18 protein-coding genes are annotated in these 18271 nt (G+C 61.3%); 2 read left to right on the top strand and 16 right to left on the bottom strand.

Translation table 11 applies throughout. The annotated features are described in order from the left end of the window. Positions 1–27: 27 nt before the first annotated feature. On the bottom strand, positions 28–1707 hold the full coding sequence (locus tag AC1RQI_RS06435) for a glutamine--tRNA ligase/YqeY domain fusion protein (RefSeq protein ID WP_481904101.1): 1680 nt from the start codon (positions 1705–1707) through the stop codon (positions 28–30). 127 nt (positions 1708–1834) lie between these two features. Here AC1RQI_RS06435 and AC1RQI_RS06430 point away from each other — a divergent pair, with 127 nt between their 5' ends. Both AC1RQI_RS06430 and AC1RQI_RS06425 read left to right on the top strand, forming a co-directional pair. Next, on the top strand, positions 1835–2344 hold the full coding sequence (locus AC1RQI_RS06430) for a peptidylprolyl isomerase (protein WP_416634357.1): 510 nt from the start codon (positions 1835–1837) through the stop codon (positions 2342–2344). Then, entirely contained in the window at positions 2341–3081 is a 741-nt protein-coding gene (locus tag AC1RQI_RS06425) for a UDP-2,3-diacylglucosamine diphosphatase (RefSeq protein ID WP_416634356.1), read from the top strand. The genes AC1RQI_RS06430 and AC1RQI_RS06425 overlap by 4 nt, the downstream gene beginning before the upstream one ends. Here AC1RQI_RS06425 and AC1RQI_RS06420 read toward each other — a convergent pair whose 3' ends face one another. From AC1RQI_RS06420 to AC1RQI_RS06350, 15 genes are all read right to left on the bottom strand, one after another. Next, positions 3082–3696 carry a MiaE family protein gene (locus tag AC1RQI_RS06420; protein ID WP_481904100.1) on the bottom strand — a complete coding sequence of 205 codons (615 nt, stop codon included), beginning with the start codon at positions 3694–3696 and terminating at the stop codon, positions 3082–3084. An 80-nt stretch (positions 3697–3776) separates the two neighbouring features. Next, on the bottom strand, positions 3777–5258 hold the full coding sequence (gene putP, locus AC1RQI_RS06415) for a sodium/proline symporter PutP (RefSeq protein ID WP_481904099.1): 1482 nt from the start codon (positions 5256–5258) through the stop codon (positions 3777–3779). A 37-nt stretch (positions 5259–5295) separates the two neighbouring features. Beyond that, positions 5296–8481, bottom strand: coding sequence for a bifunctional proline dehydrogenase/L-glutamate gamma-semialdehyde dehydrogenase PutA (gene putA / locus AC1RQI_RS06410; protein ID WP_481904164.1), 3186 nt, complete (start codon positions 8479–8481; stop codon positions 5296–5298). Positions 8482–8574: 93 nt separating this feature from the next. Next, the gene (gene tmk, locus AC1RQI_RS06405) at positions 8575–9222 is read right to left on the bottom strand and encodes a dTMP kinase (protein WP_481904098.1); all 648 of its coding nucleotides are present in this window, start codon (positions 9220–9222) and stop codon (positions 8575–8577) included. Further along, positions 9222–10277, bottom strand: a complete 1056-nt coding sequence (gene mltG / locus AC1RQI_RS06400; RefSeq protein WP_481904097.1) for an endolytic transglycosylase MltG — start codon at positions 10275–10277, stop codon at positions 9222–9224. The genes tmk and mltG overlap by 1 nt, the downstream gene beginning before the upstream one ends. Continuing rightward, positions 10277–11095, bottom strand: coding sequence for an aminotransferase class IV (locus AC1RQI_RS06395; protein WP_481904096.1), 819 nt, complete (start codon positions 11093–11095; stop codon positions 10277–10279). The genes mltG and AC1RQI_RS06395 overlap by 1 nt, the downstream gene beginning before the upstream one ends. Before the next feature lie 92 nt (positions 11096–11187). After that, positions 11188–11421 carry an acyl carrier protein gene (gene acpP, locus AC1RQI_RS06390; protein ID WP_349750662.1) on the bottom strand — a complete coding sequence of 78 codons (234 nt, stop codon included), beginning with the start codon at positions 11419–11421 and terminating at the stop codon, positions 11188–11190. A gap of 128 nt (positions 11422–11549) precedes the next feature. Beyond that, on the bottom strand, positions 11550–12290 hold the full coding sequence (gene fabG, locus AC1RQI_RS06385; RefSeq protein WP_416634350.1) for a 3-oxoacyl-ACP reductase FabG: 741 nt from the start codon (positions 12288–12290) through the stop codon (positions 11550–11552). A gap of 25 nt (positions 12291–12315) precedes the next feature. After that, complete coding sequence (gene fabD / locus AC1RQI_RS06380; protein ID WP_416634349.1) at positions 12316–13257, bottom strand: ACP S-malonyltransferase; 942 nt, start codon at positions 13255–13257, stop codon at positions 12316–12318. A 21-nt stretch (positions 13258–13278) separates the two neighbouring features. After that, on the bottom strand, positions 13279–14283 hold the full coding sequence (plsX, locus tag AC1RQI_RS06375) for a phosphate acyltransferase PlsX (RefSeq protein WP_481904095.1): 1005 nt from the start codon (positions 14281–14283) through the stop codon (positions 13279–13281). 7 nt (positions 14284–14290) lie between these two features. Next, complete coding sequence (gene rpmF / locus AC1RQI_RS06370; protein WP_416634347.1) at positions 14291–14470, bottom strand: 50S ribosomal protein L32; 180 nt, start codon at positions 14468–14470, stop codon at positions 14291–14293. 36 nt (positions 14471–14506) lie between these two features. Next, on the bottom strand, positions 14507–15073 hold the full coding sequence (locus AC1RQI_RS06365) for a YceD family protein (protein ID WP_416634346.1): 567 nt from the start codon (positions 15071–15073) through the stop codon (positions 14507–14509). A gap of 41 nt (positions 15074–15114) precedes the next feature. Next, on the bottom strand, positions 15115–16149 hold the full coding sequence (locus AC1RQI_RS06360) for a S49 family peptidase (protein WP_481904094.1): 1035 nt from the start codon (positions 16147–16149) through the stop codon (positions 15115–15117). Positions 16150–16164: 15 nt separating this feature from the next. Then, positions 16165–16824, bottom strand: a complete 660-nt coding sequence (locus tag AC1RQI_RS06355; protein WP_481904093.1) for an HAD family hydrolase — start codon at positions 16822–16824, stop codon at positions 16165–16167. Further along, a complete protein-coding gene (locus tag AC1RQI_RS06350) occupies positions 16821–17807 on the bottom strand; it encodes an RluA family pseudouridine synthase (RefSeq protein WP_481904092.1) in 987 nt (328 codons plus the stop codon). The genes AC1RQI_RS06355 and AC1RQI_RS06350 overlap by 4 nt, the downstream gene beginning before the upstream one ends. Positions 17808–18271: the final 464 nt, after the last annotated feature.

The following is an 18271-nucleotide window of genomic DNA, read 5'->3' as shown; positions in this document are numbered from 1 at the left end:
GGGGTCTCCATCCTTTCCGGTCTCGGGTTACTGGCCGCTGATCTTGGCCCAGGAGTCACGCAGTGTGACGGTACGGTTCATCACGATCCGGTCCTCGCTGCTGGCTTCCGGGTCGTAGAAGAAATACCCCTCACGCTCGAACTGGTAGGGGATATCGGTGCGTGGCGAGGCCAGATTGGCTTCCCCCTTACAGCCAGTCATCACCACCAGGTTGTCGGGGTTGATGTCTTCCACAAAATCCCGCTCCTTATCCGTGCCTGGATTTTCCACCGCGAAAAGCCGGTCATACAGACGCAGCTCCAGATCCACCGCCGTTGCCGCGGAAACCCAGTGAATCACGCCCTTGGGCTTGTAGCCCTCGGGGTTCTCGCCCAGGGTGGCAGGATCGTATTCGGCGTGGATCTCGGTAACGTTGCCGTCGCCATCGGTGACAAAGTCATGGCATGTGATCACGTAGCCACCACGCAGGCGCACCGCGTTGCCCACCGAGAGCCGTTTCCATTTCTTGTTGGGAGGCACTTCCACAAAGTCCTCCGCATCAATGTACATCTCGCGCGTCCAGGTTACCTCCCGCGTCCCCATGGACTCATCCTGGGGGTGGACAGCCGTGGTCAGCACCTCGGACTGGCCCTCTGGGTAATTGGTCAGGATCAGCTTCACCGGCCTCAACACACACATCGCGCGCGGCGCGTTGCGGTTGAGGTCATCCCGGATGGCATGCTCCAGCATGCCCAGATCCACGGTCCCACCGGTCTTGTTCACGCCCACCATGTCGCAGAACTGGCGTAGCGAGGCCGGCGTAAAACCACGGCGGCGCATGCCCGAGAGCGTCGGCATGCGCGGGTCGTTCCAGCCATCCACATAGCCTTCGTCGACCAGGCGCATCAGTTTGCGTTTGCTGGTGATGGTGTAGTTCACGTTCAGGCGCGCAAATTCGATCTGGCGCGGGCGGCACGGCGGCGTCACATGTTCCAGGACCCAGTCGTAGAGCGGCCGGTGATCCTCGAATTCCAGTGTGCACAGGGAATGGGTCACACCCTCTTCCGCATCCGACAGAGGGTGCGTGAAATCGTACATCGGGTAGATGCACCACTGGTCACCGGCCTGGTGGTGCGTCAGGTAGCGGATACGATAAAGAATGGGGTCGCGCAGGTTCATGTTGGGCGAGGCCATGTCGATCTTCGCCCTCAGGACATGCTCTCCCTCCGCGAACTCACCCGAGCGCATACGCCGGAACAGGTCCAGGTTTTCGGCCACGGACCGCTCCCGGTAGGGACTGTTGGTGCCCGCCTCGGTCAGCGTGCCGCGGTACTGGGCCGCGGTCTCCGGATCCAGGCTGCAGACATAGGCATAGCCTCCCCGGATCAGTTCCTCGGCGTAGTTATAGAGACGCTCGAAGTAATCCGATGCGTAGCGGACCGGTCCCTTCCATTCATAGCCCAGCCATTCCACATCGCGCTTGATGGCCTCAATGTATTCCTGGCTTTCCTTCTCCGGGTTGGTGTCGTCAAAACGCAGCGTGCAGTCACCACCGAATTGCTCCGCCATGCCAAAATTCACCACGATCGACTTGGCATGGCCGATATGGAGATAGCCGTTGGGCTCAGGAGGAAACCGGGTAACGATGTGGTCATGACGGCCTTCAGCGAGGTCGTCCAGGATAATGGTGCGGATGAAGTTGCTGGCCGGAGCTGATTCGGAACTCATGGATGCTGTTACACCACCGGGTTGAATGTGAAAACCGCCATTGTACCTGCTCACCGCCGCGATCTCATGCATGGTGGGGGCGGATGCCTTACAATACGGCCATTTGGACGCAAGAGGATATAATGTCATGGTCGTTCTGGAAACCAGCGAAGGCCGCATTCTGCTGGCCACCGACGCGGAGAATGCACCCGGCACCACCGGCAACTTCCTCTCCTACGTCGATTCGGGGTTCTTTGACGGCCTGATTTTCCACCGGGTCATCAGCAACTTCATGATCCAGACCGGCGGTTTCGGGCCGGATATGGAGCCCCGTAAGCCCGGCGAGCCGATCCGCAACGAAGCGGATAACGGCTTGAGCAACAAGCGCGGGACCGTCGCCATGGCCCGGACCATGAGCCCACACACAGCATCCTCGCAGTTCTTCATCAACGTCAACGACAATGGCTTTCTGGATCACACCGCCAAAACCCAGGAAGGCTGGGGTTATTGCGTATTCGCTACCGTGGCTGAAGGCATGGATGTCGTGGACCGGATCCGTGACAAGCCCACCACGGCCCGAGCGGGGCATCGTGACGTCCCGGTTGAGGACGTCATCATCCACAGGGCCTACCGTACTGACGAGGAGGCAACCGCATGACAACCCGCTTCATCGCCGACCTCCATCTTGAAGAGGAGCGCCCCGATATCACCGAGGCGTTCCTGGGGTTCCTGCCCACCTATGCCCATGGCATTGACGCTCTCTACATTCTGGGGGACTTTTTTGAAGCCTGGATCGGGGACGATGAACGGACCCCGCTACAGGAAACCGTGGCCGAGGCCCTGCAGGCAGTCACCGCCACCGGTACCCGCCTGTACCTGATGCATGGCAACCGCGACTTCCTGATCGGCCACGACTTCTGTGAGCGCGTGGGCGCCGAGCTGCTGGCTGATCCCACCGTGATCAGCCTCTACGGGGAACCCACCCTGCTGATGCACGGTGACAGCCTCTGCACCGCTGACGAAGAGTACCAGACATTCCGCGCCAACATGCGCGACCCGAAATGGCAGCAGGCATTCCTGCAGCGCTCACTGGCGGAACGCCAGACCGTTGCACGCCAGATGCGCGAAATCAGCCAGGCCAAGAACCAGGGCAAGGAACAGACCATTATGGATGTGACCCCGGAGGAGGTGGTTCAAGAGATGGAGCGCCATGGGGTGCAGCGCCTGATCCACGGTCATACCCACAGGCCGGCAGTACACGAGCTCAATGCCGGTGGCCAGCCGGCGAGCCGCTATGTGACCGGTGACTGGCATGAAAAGGCCTGGTACATCGAGGCCCGGGAGGGCGCCGACCCCGAGCTTCTGAGCGTTCCCTTCAACAGCCTGACAGGCTGATCACTGCCAATCCGGTACGCCACTGTGGAAGCGGAAGCTGTCATCCGGTCTCTGGATGAGGTCCGCTTCCACCGCCAGCAGCTCCGCCACCCGATCGCTCACCGGACCACCGGCCGCCTTCTCCGCCAGCCTCAGATAATCCTCGTAATGGCGGGCCTCCGACTTGAGCAGTGACTCGTAGAACTCCGCCAGTTCCTTGTCCAGGAGTGGCGCCACGACCGAAAACCGCTCACACGAGCGGGCTTCAATGATACCGCCGATGATCAGGGTGTCCACGAGCCGTCCCGGCTCTTCCTTGCGGGCCTGTTGATGCAGGCCCTGAGCATAGCGCGCTGGTGTCAGGTGACGATACGCGATCCCCCGTTTCTGCAGTATCGACAACACCTGCTCGAAATGGCGCAGCTCCTCCCGGGCAAGCCGCGACATGCGGTGCAGCAGGTCCGGATCATCCATGTAGCGATACATCAGGCCAAGCGCCGTGGAGGCGGCCTTTTTCTCGCAATGGGCATGATCAATCAGCAGCAGTTCCTGATTTGCCAGTGCGGCGTCAATCCAGGCCTGGGGCGTGGCGCAGGGAAGGAAGTCGTGAATCGGGGAAAGGTCAACCTGGGCCATGGCAGCGCTCCATCAAAAAGCGCCAAGAATAGACCCAGGCTGATCAGGGGTGCAAGCCGCCCCTAGGGGCGACTCGGGCGTCAGCCGTTGACCTTGGCAAACTCGTCCGCGATTTCCTGTTCGGGCTCACCAGTAGCCAGGGAACCAATGGCAATGGCAATGGCCGCGAACACGAATCCAGGGACGATCTCATACATGTCAAAGAGCCCGCCTTCGAGTTGCTTCCAGACCACGACCGTGAGCCCCCCCACAACAACGCCCGCCAAAGCGCCCGTGCGGTTCATGCGCGGCCAGTACAGCGAGAGCAGGATAACCGGCCCGAACGCCGCGCCAAAGCCAGCCCAGGCATAGGAAACCAGATCCAGAACCATGGAGCTGTCGTCCAGAGCGATCACGCCAGCCACCACCGCGATGACAATCACGGCAACCCGGCCCACACGCACCAGTTCAGCCGCGTCAGCCTCCGGGCGGAAAAAGCCCTTATAGAAATCCTCGGCCAATGCGGAGGAGGACACCAGCAGCTGGGAGTCCGCGGTACTCATCACCGCCGCCAGGATAGCCGCCAGCAGGATACCTGCGATCACGGGATGGAAGAGGGCGTCCACCAGCATCATGAAGGCTTTCTCCCGATCCTCCAGGCCTTCCGGCCCGAAATAGCCTACGGCAGCGAGCCCCACCAGAACGGAGCCAACCAGGGTAATGGCGGTCCAGGAAACGGCTACACGCCGCGCGTAAGGAACCAATGACTCATCGCTGATCGCCTTGAAGCGGGCCAGAACGTGGGGTTGGCCGAAATAGCCAAGCCCCCAGGCAAGTGAGGAGATGATCGCGATAACGCCCAGCGACTCGCCGCCTGCATCCGAGAACAGGGATAGCGTTCCCTGGCCCTTTTCCAGAAGGGCGCCTTCCAGACCAGACCAGCCGCCAACCTCACCGCTGTTAATCGCGAGTACGGGAACCAGCATGAGAGCAGCCAGCATCAGCAGGCCCTGAACCACGTCCGTCCAGGATACGGCCAGGAAACCGCCGAACAGCGTGTAGGAAACCACGGCCAGAGTGCCGACTATGACAGCCCACTGGTAGTCCAGGCCAAAGACAGTCTCGAACAGCTTGCCACCGGCCACCAGCCCTGAACTGGTGTAGAACAGGAAGAACAGCAGTATGAAGAACGCGGCGATGACCCGCAGTGCCCGGGTGTTATCCCGGAACCGGTTCTCCAGAAAGGACGGAATCGTGAGCGAGTCCTTAGCGGCCTGTGAGTAGTTGCGCAGCCTTCTCGCCACCATCAACCAGTTCAGGTAGGTTCCGATCAGGAGCCCGATCGCAATCCAGCTCGCTCCGACCCCGTTGGCAAAGGCCGCGCCCGGCAGGCCCATCAGGAGCCATCCACTCATATCCGAGGCCCCGGCACTCAGGGCCGAGGGGATCGGGCCCAGATTGCGCCCACCAAGAATGTAATCTGACAGATTCTGGGTCCGCATGTAGGCAATAACACCCAGGGCCAGCATCATCGCTAGATAGATGACAAAGGTCCAGGTTATCGCAACTGTGTTTTCAACCATTATCAGGCTCCATTGGGAAATCCATGCTTGTTGTTGTTCAACCTATTTCTTCCACACCCAGCGACAGGAGGCTCGCATTACCGCCTGCCGCCGTGGTGTTATTGGTCCTGACACGTTCCGTGGCAAAACGTGGCAGGTAGTTCGGGCCACCGGCCTTGGGACCGGTCCCGGAGAGGCCATGCCCTCCGAATGGCTGGACGCCCACCACGGCGCCAACCTGGTTACGGTTGATGTAGGTATTACCAACCTTCACCCGGCGCTCGATATAGGCGGCCGCGGACTCACTACGGCTGTGAATGCCGAGCGTCAGGCCATAACCGGACCCGTTGATCTCGTCAATCACGGCATCGAGTTCGCGCGCGTCGTAACGGACGACGTGCAGGATGGGCCCGAAGTATTCGCGGTCCAGATCCTTCATGCCGTTGATTTCATACGCCACGGGCGGCACGAAGTAGCCCTTTTCCGCATCATCGGGCAACGGCGCCTCACCTACCAGGCGATTGCGCTCACGCAGCTCGGCAACATGCGCCATCAGATCATTGTAGGCCTCCTGGTCGATCACGGGCCCCACATCCGTTTCCACACGGATCGGGTCCCCCAGGCGCAGGTCGCGCATGGCACCGGCCAGGGTTTCCTCAATCACGTCCGCCACATCCTCCTGCACATACAGGACGCGCAGGGCCGAGCAGCGCTGACCGGCGCTGCCAAAGGCGGACATGACCACATCCTTGACCACCTGCTCCGGCAGGGCACTGCTGTCGACGATCATGGCATTCTGGCCACCGGTTTCAGCGATCAATGGGATGATTGGTCCTTCCCGGGCGGCCAGTGTACGGCTCAGATGATGCGCAACGCCGGTGGAGCCGGTGAAGGTCACACCGGCAAGGCGCGCATCGGACAGTACCTGGTTTCCGATACCCGCCCCATCACCAGGCAGGTACTGGATCACGCCCGGCGGGAAGCCCGCCTCGAGCATCAGTTCCGCGGCGCGGAAACCAATCAGGCTGGTCTGCTCGGCCGGCTTGGCCAGAACCGTATTGCCGGCGGCAAGCGCCGCCATGATCTGGCCCGTGAAGATGGCAATCGGGAAGTTCCAGGGACTGATGCAGAGAAAGACGCCCCGACCCTCTAGGTAGTACTCATTGGACTCACCCGTTGGGCCTGGCATGACAGTGGGTTCGGCAAACTGGCGACGCGCCTGCATCGCGTAATAACGGCAGAAATCCACGGCCTCACGGACTTCAGCAACGCCATCCGGCAAGGATTTGCCCGCCTCACGGCTGCACAGCGCAATCAACTCATGTTCATTGGCCTCCAGTAGATCGGAGAAGGCCTCAAGGCATTTAGCCCGCTCCTCAGCCGGTGTCTGGTTCCACTGTTCGAATGCCTCGTGCGCGGTGCTCAGCGCTTTCTCGACAATGTCCGAGCGGCTCCAGGCAATCTCCCCCGCGACCCGGGTCCGGTCATGGGGATTGGTGACGCGGGAGGTCGACTCGGCGCCGCAACGCTCACCGTTAACAATGGGCATGCCTTGCCAGTAATGCTCTGCCCACCGCTCCAGCCCCTGCTGGAAGGGCCTGAGATCGGACAGAACCGCCAGGTTGTGGCCATGTGAATTGCGCCGCTCCGCCCCATAGATCTCCGGCGGACGCGGGATCCGGGAGTCCGGCAAAGTGCTGTGTGCCCGCAGTGCGTCCGCCGGATGGCCGATGAGATCCTCAATGGGCGTCGCCGCATCCACCAGCCGGTGCACAAAGGAGGAGTTGGCGCCATTTTCCAGCAGCCGCCGCACCAGGTACGGCAGCAGGTCCTTGTGGGCGCCCACGGGCGCGTAGATACGGACTGGTACCTGCGGTACTTCGCCCATTACCACGGAATAAAGGGCATCGCCCATGCCATGGAGTCGCTGGAACTCATACGCAGCGCCGTTCGCCTCGGCCATGTTCAATACCGACGCCACCGTGTGGGCATTGTGGCTGGCGAACTGCGGGAAGATATAGCCTTGGGCGTAGTCGCTGAGCAGGAACCGGGCACAGGCCAGATAGCAGACATCCGTGCCCTCCTTTCGCGTGTACACCGGATAGGTATCAACGCCCAGCATCTGGGCATGCTTGATTTCAGTATCCCAGTAAGCCCCCTTCACCAAACGCACCGGGATGCGGTCGCCCTGCTGGCGGGCCAATGCCGCCACCCAGCACAACACCGGCAAAGCCGGCTTGGAGTAAGCCTGAACCGCGAGGCCCAGCTCCCCCCATCCTTTGGCCGCCTCGGACTCATAGACGCTGCGGAAGATCTCCAGTGACAGCTCAAGCCGGTCCATTTCTTCCGCGTCCACCGTCAGCGGCACCTGCTTCTCACGGGCAAAGGTGACAAGGCGGCTCAGTCGCCGTACCAGCTCCGTCTTTGCCCGTTCCTCCTGGGCACGCTCATAACGCGGATACAGCGCGGACAGCTTGACCGAAACCGAAGGCACGGGGCGCTCACCGCGCGGGTAACGGTCGTTGCCTACAGCCTCAATCGCCGTCCAGTAATCATTGAAATAGCGCGATGAATCAGACTCATTCAGCGCTGCCTCTCCCAGCATATCAAAGGAGTAGGTATAGCCCTGATCCCGGTACTGACGGCCTTCCTGAAGGGCTTCATCGATATCCCGCCCAAGCACGAACTGGCGCCCCATAATCGCCATGGCCTGGTACATGGCCTTACGGATGACCGGCTCACCGCAACGGTTCACCAGCTTGTGCCAGATCGACTTGGGATGGCCGTCCAAGCCGGGATCCATCTTCACCACCCGGCCGGTCAACAGCATGCCCCAGGTTGAGGCGTTGACCATAACGGACTCGCTGCGACCCAGATGTTTGCGCCAGTCGGCATCACCCATCTTGTCGCGGATCAACTCATCCGCGGTATGGGCATCCGGAATCCGGATGAGCGCTTCAGCCAGACACATCAGCAATATGCCTTCCTCGGTGTCCAGGCTGTATTCCTGCAACAGGGCGTCCACCATGTGCACCGAGTCATCCTGTTCCCGCACTTTCCGGATCAAGCCGGTGGCGCGATCCGCAATGGCCTGGCGCTCGCGGCCATCCGGTTCCGCCAGGGCCAACAGTGACTCAAGATAGGCCGATTCGTCGGCATAGTGGGTATCAACAATCCCCTGCCAGAGGAACTGGGTATCATCTCGGGGAAAAGACGGGTCGAGCACCCGGCTGGCATCAAACATAGCGTTCAGCCTCTCAGTCATCCTGGGCTTGGCACCTCTGTCGCATGAATTTATCCATTCAATTAAAGCAGAGGTTGTGAAAACCTGCACAACTCATTGCAGGCAGAGCCACTCTCTGTGAAGTTTGTCCATTGTCAGTCGAACGGACTCCGCGACCTCTTCTGCTGTCACCGCCGCATCAATCCGCCAGTAATGGTTGGCTGGATCTCCAGCGCGTGCCTGATAGACCTCGCGTACCCGCTCAAAGAATCGGACCCTTTCGTTTTCAAACCGATCAGGCCCTCCACCACGCCCGGCGATCCGGGCCATCCCCGTGGCTACGGGGGCATCCAGCCAAAGCACGGCGTCAGGGCGCAGCGTCTCCCCCTGGACCAGGCCTTCGAGCTGTGCCACTACCGTGGAATCCAGTTCGCGCCCACCGCCCTGATAGGCGTAGGTGGCATCCGTGAACCGATCACAGAGCACCCATTCGCCAGCCTCCAGAGTCGGCCGGATCACCCGGGCCAGATGCTGGGCGCGTGCCGCAAATATAAGCAGTAGCTCACAGGTGGGATCGACGGCTTCATCACGGGATTGCAACAGCAACTGCCGGATCTCCTCCGCCATGGGCGTGCCTCCGGGCTCCCGGGTTAGGCAGTGCGCAACACCCTGCTCCGTGAGCCAGTCACTGGCACTGCGAATGGCCGTGGATTTTCCAACTCCCTCGGTTCCCTCAAAGGTAATGAAGCGTCCACGCATCATCAGTTTTTGCCCTCCTCGGGCTCCGGATAGGAACGGTAGTCCTCACTGCGGTTCAGTTGATAACGGCGAACCGCTTTATTGTGGGCCTCCAGGGTGGCGGAAAAATGATGGGAGCCATCGCCCTTGGCCACGAAATAGAGCGCCTCTCCTTGCGCGGGATCCACGCTCGCGCGCAGGGAGGCTTCGCCCGGCATGGCAATGGGGGTAGGCGGTAGACCATCGATCCGGTAGGTGTTGTAGGGGGTGTATTCCCTCAGGTCGGCGTGGCCGAGCTTCCCCTGGTAGTCCGCGCCCATGCCATAGATCACCGTGGGATCCGTCTGCAGGCGCATGCCCTTTTCAAGCCGCCGTATGAACACGCCAGCGACCCGGGGTTTCTCCTCGGCCAGGGGGGTCTCACGCTCCACGATTGAAGCAAGGATCAAGGCCTCGTAAGGCTCGTCCAACGGCAGGTTTTTGCGGCGCTTCTGCCAAACGCTGGACAACAGCGCCTGCATGCGGCTGTGGGCACGGGCCAGTACATCCAGATCCGAATCGCCGTGCTGATACCGGTACACAGCTGGGAAGAACCAGCCCTCGGGGTCCATACCAGGCTGCCCGAGGCGCTCCATCAAGGCCTTGCCACTTACCCCTTCCAGCTCATTCACCAGTGGCTGTTCGTCAGCCAGGTGTTCACGGACACGCTTAAAAGTCCAGCCTTCCGGAATGCGCACCGTCCAGGTGTGCGTATCCCCTGCCGCCACTCGGCGCACAAACGCTACCGGCGACATACCATCGTCCCATCGATAGACACCGGACTGGAGACGGGCCAGGCTGGGCTCCAGCTTCGCCCTCACGCGGAGCCAGAAGGCGCTCGATAGATAGCCCCGATCCTCAAGATCGTGCGCAAGCCCCTGCAGGGTCGTCCCCGGCTCTATCTCCATGGTGAGGGGGTCCTCGAGCGCCACGGGCTGCTCCATGCGCTGAAACTGCCACTGCACAAAGCCCCACCCCGCTATGCCTGCCACCAGAACCAGCCCAACCAGCAAACCTGCAAGACGTTTACCGGATGCCATTACGCGAAGCCCAGCTCTTGGTTAACGCCTTGAATCAATGAGCCGGCGCCGCTGCTCACGGGCACCCGGCCCCCATTGCAGGCACTGACGGGGACCAGCCCCATAACACTATTGCCCAGAACGAGTCCGTGCTCCTGAAAATCAGCCATCATCAGATTCCTTTCCGTCACCTCAAGGCCCAGGCGAGGCGCATTCCGGACAAGCCAGTCCCTCAGTGTTCCAGCAACCACCAAGCGCTCCCGTGACGGGGTTACCAGCGTCCCGTTCATTACCGAGAACAGACAGGTGCGGGTCCCTTCGACCCAGCCCGACTCCCCCTCGAGCCCCATAAGCCCTTCAAAGTCACTGCCTGCGAGTTCTGCACTGGCAAGCACCTGCTCCAGCCGCCCGAGCGTCTTGCAGCCCCGGGCCGCCACCCTGGAAGGCAGGGGGTGCTGGCAGAGACGGATACTGACGCCCTCCCTGGGTACCGCCGGAACCGGTGCCGCCGTGGTGATCACCCTGGGTTGAACCACCTCCGGTGGCCGATACCCTCGACCTCCGGAGCCAGCCGTGACCATGATTTTGAGAACCGCCGGCGCCTCCGGCTGGAGCAACCCCTGCTCTGCTGCCTGCCGCGTCCAGGTGTCGAAGGCTACAGTGTCAAACGGAATGCCCAACGCCCTGCAGCCGGCCAGCAGCCGCTCACGATGGGCCTCCAGAAGCACAGGCCCAGACGGGCCCACCCTCAGGGTTTCAAATACCCCCTGAGCATAAGCCAGCCCCCGGTCGTCGACGGGAATCGAGGGACTGTCTCCAGGCCAGATCCATTCAGGCATCAATGCCTCTCCCACTGCCTGCACCAGTAACCATCAAAAAAGCCGCCCCAGTGCAGGGCGGCTTTGGTACCGTTCGAACCGCGTTCGTCCGTTCAGCTGTGGGACTCGATGTAATCCACCGCGTCCTTGACCGTGGTCAGCTTCTCGGCTTCCTCGTCCGGGATTTCGGTCTCGAACTCTTCTTCCAGCGCCATCACCAGCTCAACCGTATCCAGCGAGTCGGCACCCAGATCCTCTACAAACGAAGAAGTGCTCTGTACCTCGGATTCCTTGACCCCCAGCTGTTCACAGACAATCTTCTTAACGCGTTCTTCAACTGTACTCATAATGTCCTCATTGTGTACGTCACCAGCAGTGCTGGCGTGCCAGTTTAGTTGAATCCCCCGGGCCGAACAAGCAACCCGGGAGGGGCTGACCGGAAGCCGCCCCGCCATGACAGCGAGGGCGTCCTCCTTCAGTTCATGTACATGCCACCATTGACATGAATGGTCTCGCCATTGACGTAGGCCGCCCCTTCCGAAGCAAGAAACACAGCCACTTCGGCCACTTCCCTTGCCTGCCCGAGCCGACCCGCCGGAATGGCTGAAAGCATGGCATCACGCTGGCTTTCGTCAAGCTCCCGCGTCATGTCGGTTTCGATGAACCCCGGCGCAATGGCATTGACCGTGATACCACGGCTTGCCACTTCACGCGCCAGGGAACGAGTCATGCCCTCAATGCCGGCCTTGCTGGCGGCATAGTTCATCTGCCCGGCATTGCCCATGCGGGCGACCACCGAGCTCAGGTTGATGATGCGCCCTGTCCGGGCCTTCATCATGCCCTTGAGCACCGCCTGACTGGTGCGGTACACCGCTGAAAGGTTGGTATTGATCACCTCATCCCAGTCTTCCGGTTTCATGCGCATGGCAAGGCCATCACGGGTAACGCCGGCGTTGTTGACCAGCACCGTGGGTGGCCCGAAACCATTGCTGATTTCCTTGATGCCCGCCGTGACACTCTCCGAATCCGTCACGTTCATGACCATTCCGTCACCCTGCCAACCCTGCTCACTGATGCGCTCGGCAATAGCAGAGGCGCCGGATTCCGAGGTGGCCGTGCCGATCACCGTTGCGCCAGCCTGCGCAAAGCGCTCCAGAATCGCGCTGCCAATACCACGGCTGGCGCCGGTCACCAGAACCACTTGCCCTTCCAGCATCCTTATCTCCCGTTACGTGTCACTGTCAGGCGCCTTCGCGAACCGCGTCCAGCGCCTTGGTCATCTGTTCAGGCGTTTCCGTTGGATGACATCCCAGGCTCCGATCAATGCGGCGTACCAGCCCGGAAAGAACGCGACCGGGGCCACACTCGGCCATAACACCAACACCCTGCTCCGCCATATAGCGCACTGATTCCGTCCAGCGCACCGGTGATATCAGCTGCCAGTACAGGTTTTCGCGGATGGTGGCGGCGTCGGTCACAGCGCCCGCGGTCACGTTCTGGACCACCGGAATAGCCGCGTCCTGCACGCTGACACCCGCCAGGGCCCCCGCCATGCGGTCGGCCGCCGGCTGCATCAACGCACAATGGGAGGGTACACTCACCTCCAATGGCATGACCTTCTTGGCGCCTTCCTCACGCGCACGCTCGATAACCTGGTCCACCGCATTCACTGAGCCCGCGATGACCACCTGGCCCGGCGCATTGAAATTCACCGCCTCAACCACCCCGTGGGCGACATGCTCCTGGCAGAGGCTGATCACCGCCTCATCATCCAGCCCGATTATGGCGGCCATACGGCCTTTCCCTTGCGGTACGGCATGGCGCATGGCATCACCACGGATGCGCACCAGATCCACCGCGTCGGTAAAGCTCAAGCATCCCGCCACAACCAACGCGGAATACTCTCCAAGGCTGTGGCCTGCAACATAATCCGGCGAAGGGCCGCCCAGGTCCCGCCACACATGCCACATCGCAATGCTGGCTGTAAGCAGCGCGGGTTGGGTTACATCGGTACGATTCAGTTGTTCCTCGGGCCCCTGCCGGCAGAGTTCAGCCAGGTCATACCCCAGCACCTCGGACGCTTGTTCAAAGGTCTGCCCGACCAGCGACCACTCGGCAGCCGCTTCATCCAGCATCCCAACGGACTGGGATCCCTGACCGGGAAACACCAATGCTGTCGTCATCTGTCTTTCCTGTTGTGTTCTCTAGAATTCAACCTGGTCCAGCAATTCGCCAAGCCTGCGCGGCAGCTCATGCTCAACTTCCCGGGCCGCCTGTTCAATAGCTGCAACCAGCCCGGTGACGTCCGCATTGCCATGGCTTTTGATCACCACCCCCTGCAGGCCGATGAAACTCGCGCCATTATGCCGCGCGGGATCCAGGCGCCGCTTGATCCTGTGTAACACCGGTGCGGCGAGCATCGCCACCAGCCGTGAATACCAGTTGTGGCGAAATGCGCGCCTTATCAGGTCGCCAATCAATTCCGCCACGCCTTCCCCCGTCTTCAAGGCCACATTGCCCACAAAGCCATCACACACCACCACATCCGCCACCCCCCGAAAGAGGTCATTGCCCTCAATATAGCCAATATAGCCGGATTCCTCCCGAGCCTGCAGCATATGGCCGGCGAGACGGACCTGCTCATTACCCTTGACGGCTTCCTGCCCCACGTTGAGCAGTGCCACGCGGGGATTCTGGATACTATCGACAGCCTGCACCGTAAGCCGCCCCATGAGCGCGAACTGCACAAGATGCTCAGCGCTGGCATCAACGTTCGCTCCCAGGTCCAGAACGTAGCAATGGCCATTATGGAAGGGAATCTGCTTGATAATCGCCGGTCGCTCAATGCCCGGCCAGGTCTGGAGCGTGTTACGGCCAAGGGCCATGAGGGCCCCTGTATTACCGGCACTAACACAGGCGTCAGCCTCGCCACTGCGAACCAGTGACAGGGCCTGCGCCATGGAGGACTGCTGACGGTGGCGCAGTGCGTGGGAAGGTCGTTCCTCCATGGCCACCACATCCGGCGCATCACGGACCTCGATGCGTTCGCGGTCTGCACACAGAAAGGCCTCGAGATCCGCGCGCCTGCCCAGAAGCACGATTCTCAAGGCCTTGCTGTTGGAAACCGCGATTTCCGCGGCCCGGACCACTGGCTCACAGCCGCGGTCGCCACTCATGGCATCAACGGCGATGGTGGTCTCGGCCGCCACCGGTCACTCAGTCTTCCGGCGTTTCAATCACCTTCTTGCCCCGATAGAAGCCATCAGGCGACACATGATGCCGGCGATGAACTTCCCCGGTTGTTGGATCCATCGAAAGCGCGGGCTTGCGGAGCCCGTCGTGAGAGCGACGCATACCGCGCTTTGAACGGGTCTTGCGGTTCTGTTGAACGGCCATAGCAGATTACTCCTGGAGTCTTGCCTTGCTCTTGAGTTACGAGTCCGTTCCACCCTGATCCTGCCCCCCACTACCAAGGCCGGCCAGAACGTGGAACGGGTTGTGTGTATCATGCTCGCGCGCCTGCGCAACGGCGTCGTCGGCATCCCGGTTGATGCGTTCCAGCGTGGCGGACGCGCTACAGGCTGCCTCATCATGGGCCGGATCGTCCGGCAGGCACATAATGAGTTCATCCTCCAGAAGCTCACGGATCGGCAGCTCCCGCTTTCCTGCCACCATGGGCTCCAGGCTGGCCGGCAGCTGCTCCGCCATTGCCTCGGTATCAACCACCCCCACCCGGAAGTGCGACTCCACGGGAAGATGCATGGCCTCGAGGCACCGCTGGCACTGTACCACCAGTTCCGCCCGCACCCAGCCTTCGATGACGCGACGCCGCTCGTCATCAAAATAGAACGCCAACCTGGCAGCCGCCTCGCCTTCCGTCTCCAGAAGCAGCGGCGCCAGCCGGTTCATTCCGGCAAGGGCCAGATGGCCCTCTTTAACAGCCCCCTGATCGAACGATTTCAGCGCATCGACCGACAGGGGTATCTCCGGGTTCGACATAAGGCCGCGATTCTAGGGTTCCCACTGGTGAATGTCAAAACTCAACGCAGAACCGGGCCGCTGTTAATGAGCGTCTCTGTGACCCCCTGGCCAACCGAGCTGCCCAGATCCCGCATAATCCTCTGGAACGGCGATGGCTTGTAGCTGTAATCCACAACGTCTTCCGCGCCTATCACATTCCGCGCCACCTGGCCCGCGGAATTGAAATCATCAACCAGGCCCAATTCCCGTGCTTTCTGGCCAGTCCAGATCAGCCCCGAGAACAGGTCCGCCTTGGACTCCTTCAGCTTGTCGCCACGCCCCTGGCGTACACGCTCGATGAACTGGGAATGGGTACGCTCCAGTACCCCCTCCCAGAACTCAACCTGCTCCGGGTCCTCAGGCAGAAAAGGATCCAGGAATGCTTTGTTTTCGCCAGCGGTGTACAGGCGACGCTCGACCCCCAGCTTGTCCATCAGGCCGGTAAAACCAAAACCACCGCCTCGCACACCAATGGAGCCCACCAGACTGGACGGGTTGGCATGAATCCGATCCGCGGCCGCCGCAATGTAATAGGCCCCCGAGGCGCCGATATCGGAAATCACTGCGTGCAGCTTTTTCTCGGGATACTCCTCCTTCAGGCGCTCGATCGCCTGGTACACGTAATCCGCCTGCACGGGGCTGCCCCCTGGACTGTTGATGCGCAGAACAACCCCCTGGGACTGCTCCGCGGAAAATGCATTTTCCAACGCGGTCACGAGGTTATCAGCGCTGGCGTCCTCGCCCTGGGCGATCACCCCTTCCAGATCCACAAGCGCCGTATGCGGCCCGCTAGCGCCCGGGGCCAGCTCCCCCGAACTGAATGGCATCTGGAACGCGAACAGCATGGCAAACAGATACACCAGGACCAGCGCCTTGAACAGGATCCCCCAGCGCCGGCTACGGCGCTGCTCGGCTTGCATCGCCATCATGGTCTTCTCGATCAGGCGCCATTCCTTGGAGTCCTCCCTGATCTCCTGTCCGCGACCGGTCGTGCCCTGCCCCGACGCGTCCCGTGTCACACCCCATTCCGCGTTTTCCGAATCCCAGTCGGACATAATGTCTCCTTGCTGTTAATGATCGCTGTTACCGGAAGTCATCAGCTTCCGAAGCATCGAGATGTCAGAGGCAATGGCCATTGGGCTGTGCCCAGCCAGCTGCTCATGCGAGTGAACGCCCCAGGTCACGCCAATCGCCGGCATTCCGATCCGGCGCGCCATTTCCATGTCGTAGATGGTATCACCAACCATCACCATCCGCTCCACAGGGATAGCGGTCTCGGCCACGATCTGGCGCAACATTAGCGGGTCCGGCTTGGACGCCGTTTCATTCGCGCAGCGTGTCAGCGGGAAATAGTGCCCCAATCCACTGGAACTCAATGCCCGATCCAAGCCAGGCCGGCTCTTGCCCGTAGCCACTGCCAGGGTAGGCCCCCCATGCAGGCCAGCCAGAAGATCGCTCACGCCCTCAAACAGATCATCGGGCGTTGTATCGCACTGGAAAAAGTGGTGGGCGTAGACCTCCCGCAACCGGGTCATCTCTTCCCAGGTGATTCCCGGCCAGAGCTGGTCCAGCGCCTCTTCCATCCCCAGCCCCACTATGTGACGCAACGCCTCGCGTTCACGGGCCGGGTATCCCAGATCCTGCGCAGCCCGCTCAAGGCTGTCCGCTATATGGTCGACGGAATCAATCAGGGTGCCATCCCAATCAAAGATCACTGCATCGAAGCTCATTGATACTGCCCCAGTTGCTGAATCTGTGCCTGAAAATCGTCAGGCTCCGGCGCTTCAAAGGTCACTCTTTCCTCCTGAGGGGGTTCGAACGTCAACTGATGCGCATGCAGCATCAGCCGGTCTCCCCCGCCCCGCTGCCAGGCCGACAGCGAGGCACCATCCAGATATTTCACATCGCCCGCCACCGGGCAGCCCTGGGCAGCTGCATGGACGCGGATCTGGTGCGTGCGCCCCGTCAGGGGAACCGCCTCCAGAAGGGTATACCCGGCAAAACGCCCAAGAACCCGGAAGTCCGTACGGGCAGGCTTACCCTGGTCCGCGCTGATCCGCACCAGCCGCTCCCCCGAACCGCCAGTGACCCGCTGCAACGGCGCTTCCACACGGTGCGCCTGCTGGGGCCATTCACCCACCACAAGCAACCGATAAACCTTGTGCGCGCTTTTACGGCGGAACTGATCCTGCAGCAACTTGAGCGCGGAGCGCCGGCGAGCGACAAGGATGAGCCCGGAGGTATCCCGGTCCAGCCGGTGTACCAACTCCAGGTAACGATCCTCCCGAGCCGCACGCAGCGTTTCGATCAGCCCGAAATCCACCCCGCTGCCGCCATGCACCGCGATCCCCGCCGGCTTGTCCACCACCAGAAAATCCGGTGCCTCATGCAGTACCGCTGCCTGCATCCGCCGCTGCACCCGTTGCCCTGGCTGGGCCCGATCCGGCTTTTGCGCAGGCTCATGGAGCGGCGGAACCCGGATCGAGTCTCCAGGAGCGATCCGGTAATCGGGCTTAACCCGCTTACGATTGGCCCGCACCGCCCCCTTCCGGATCACCCGGTAGATGACGCTTTTCGGTACGCCCCGGAAGCACCCCATAAGGAAATTATCAAGACGCTGACCAGCCCACTCCGGTGCCACCTCCAGCCATTGGACCCTGGGGGTTGATTCAGTACTGTCTCGGCTGCCCGGATGCCCTGGCATATAAGTCATTCTCCTGGCTAAGCGGAACCATTCTGCAGCTCGTTGATGAGGCAGGGGATTACTGCTATATTGGCGTCGTTTTCCCACCCCGGTCGATGGACGTTCCTGGCCGGGATGGCCTGGTTGGACTAAGGTCAGTGAATGAGTTCGCAATTATAGAGCCTTCGGGCCCAGTACGAAACGAGCAGCGGACGCACCACTAAAAACGACCAGCACTGGAAAACAGCGAGAGCCAACAGCAATCACGCGGGCGCGCGGCTGAGTCCTTTCACCCGCAGGCCGGAGCCACTGAGGCTCCCCCAGCGGACGATCACGGAAGCTGATAACAACGCGCGTCGTGATGGGTGTTCCGCCCGGCTGGAATCACGGTCGGAGGAACTGATGTCAATCCGGGCGGAAGCGCGCGGCAGGGTCATCGCAACGGTTTGAGAATACAGAAGCACCGGTTCGGGCTGTCCTGCTCATGAATATGA

It is taken from the genome of Salicola sp. AFF1 (genome assembly GCF_056783195.1).
Note: the sequence above shows the minus strand (reverse complement) of the source record. Positions and strands in the feature narration are given on the sequence as shown.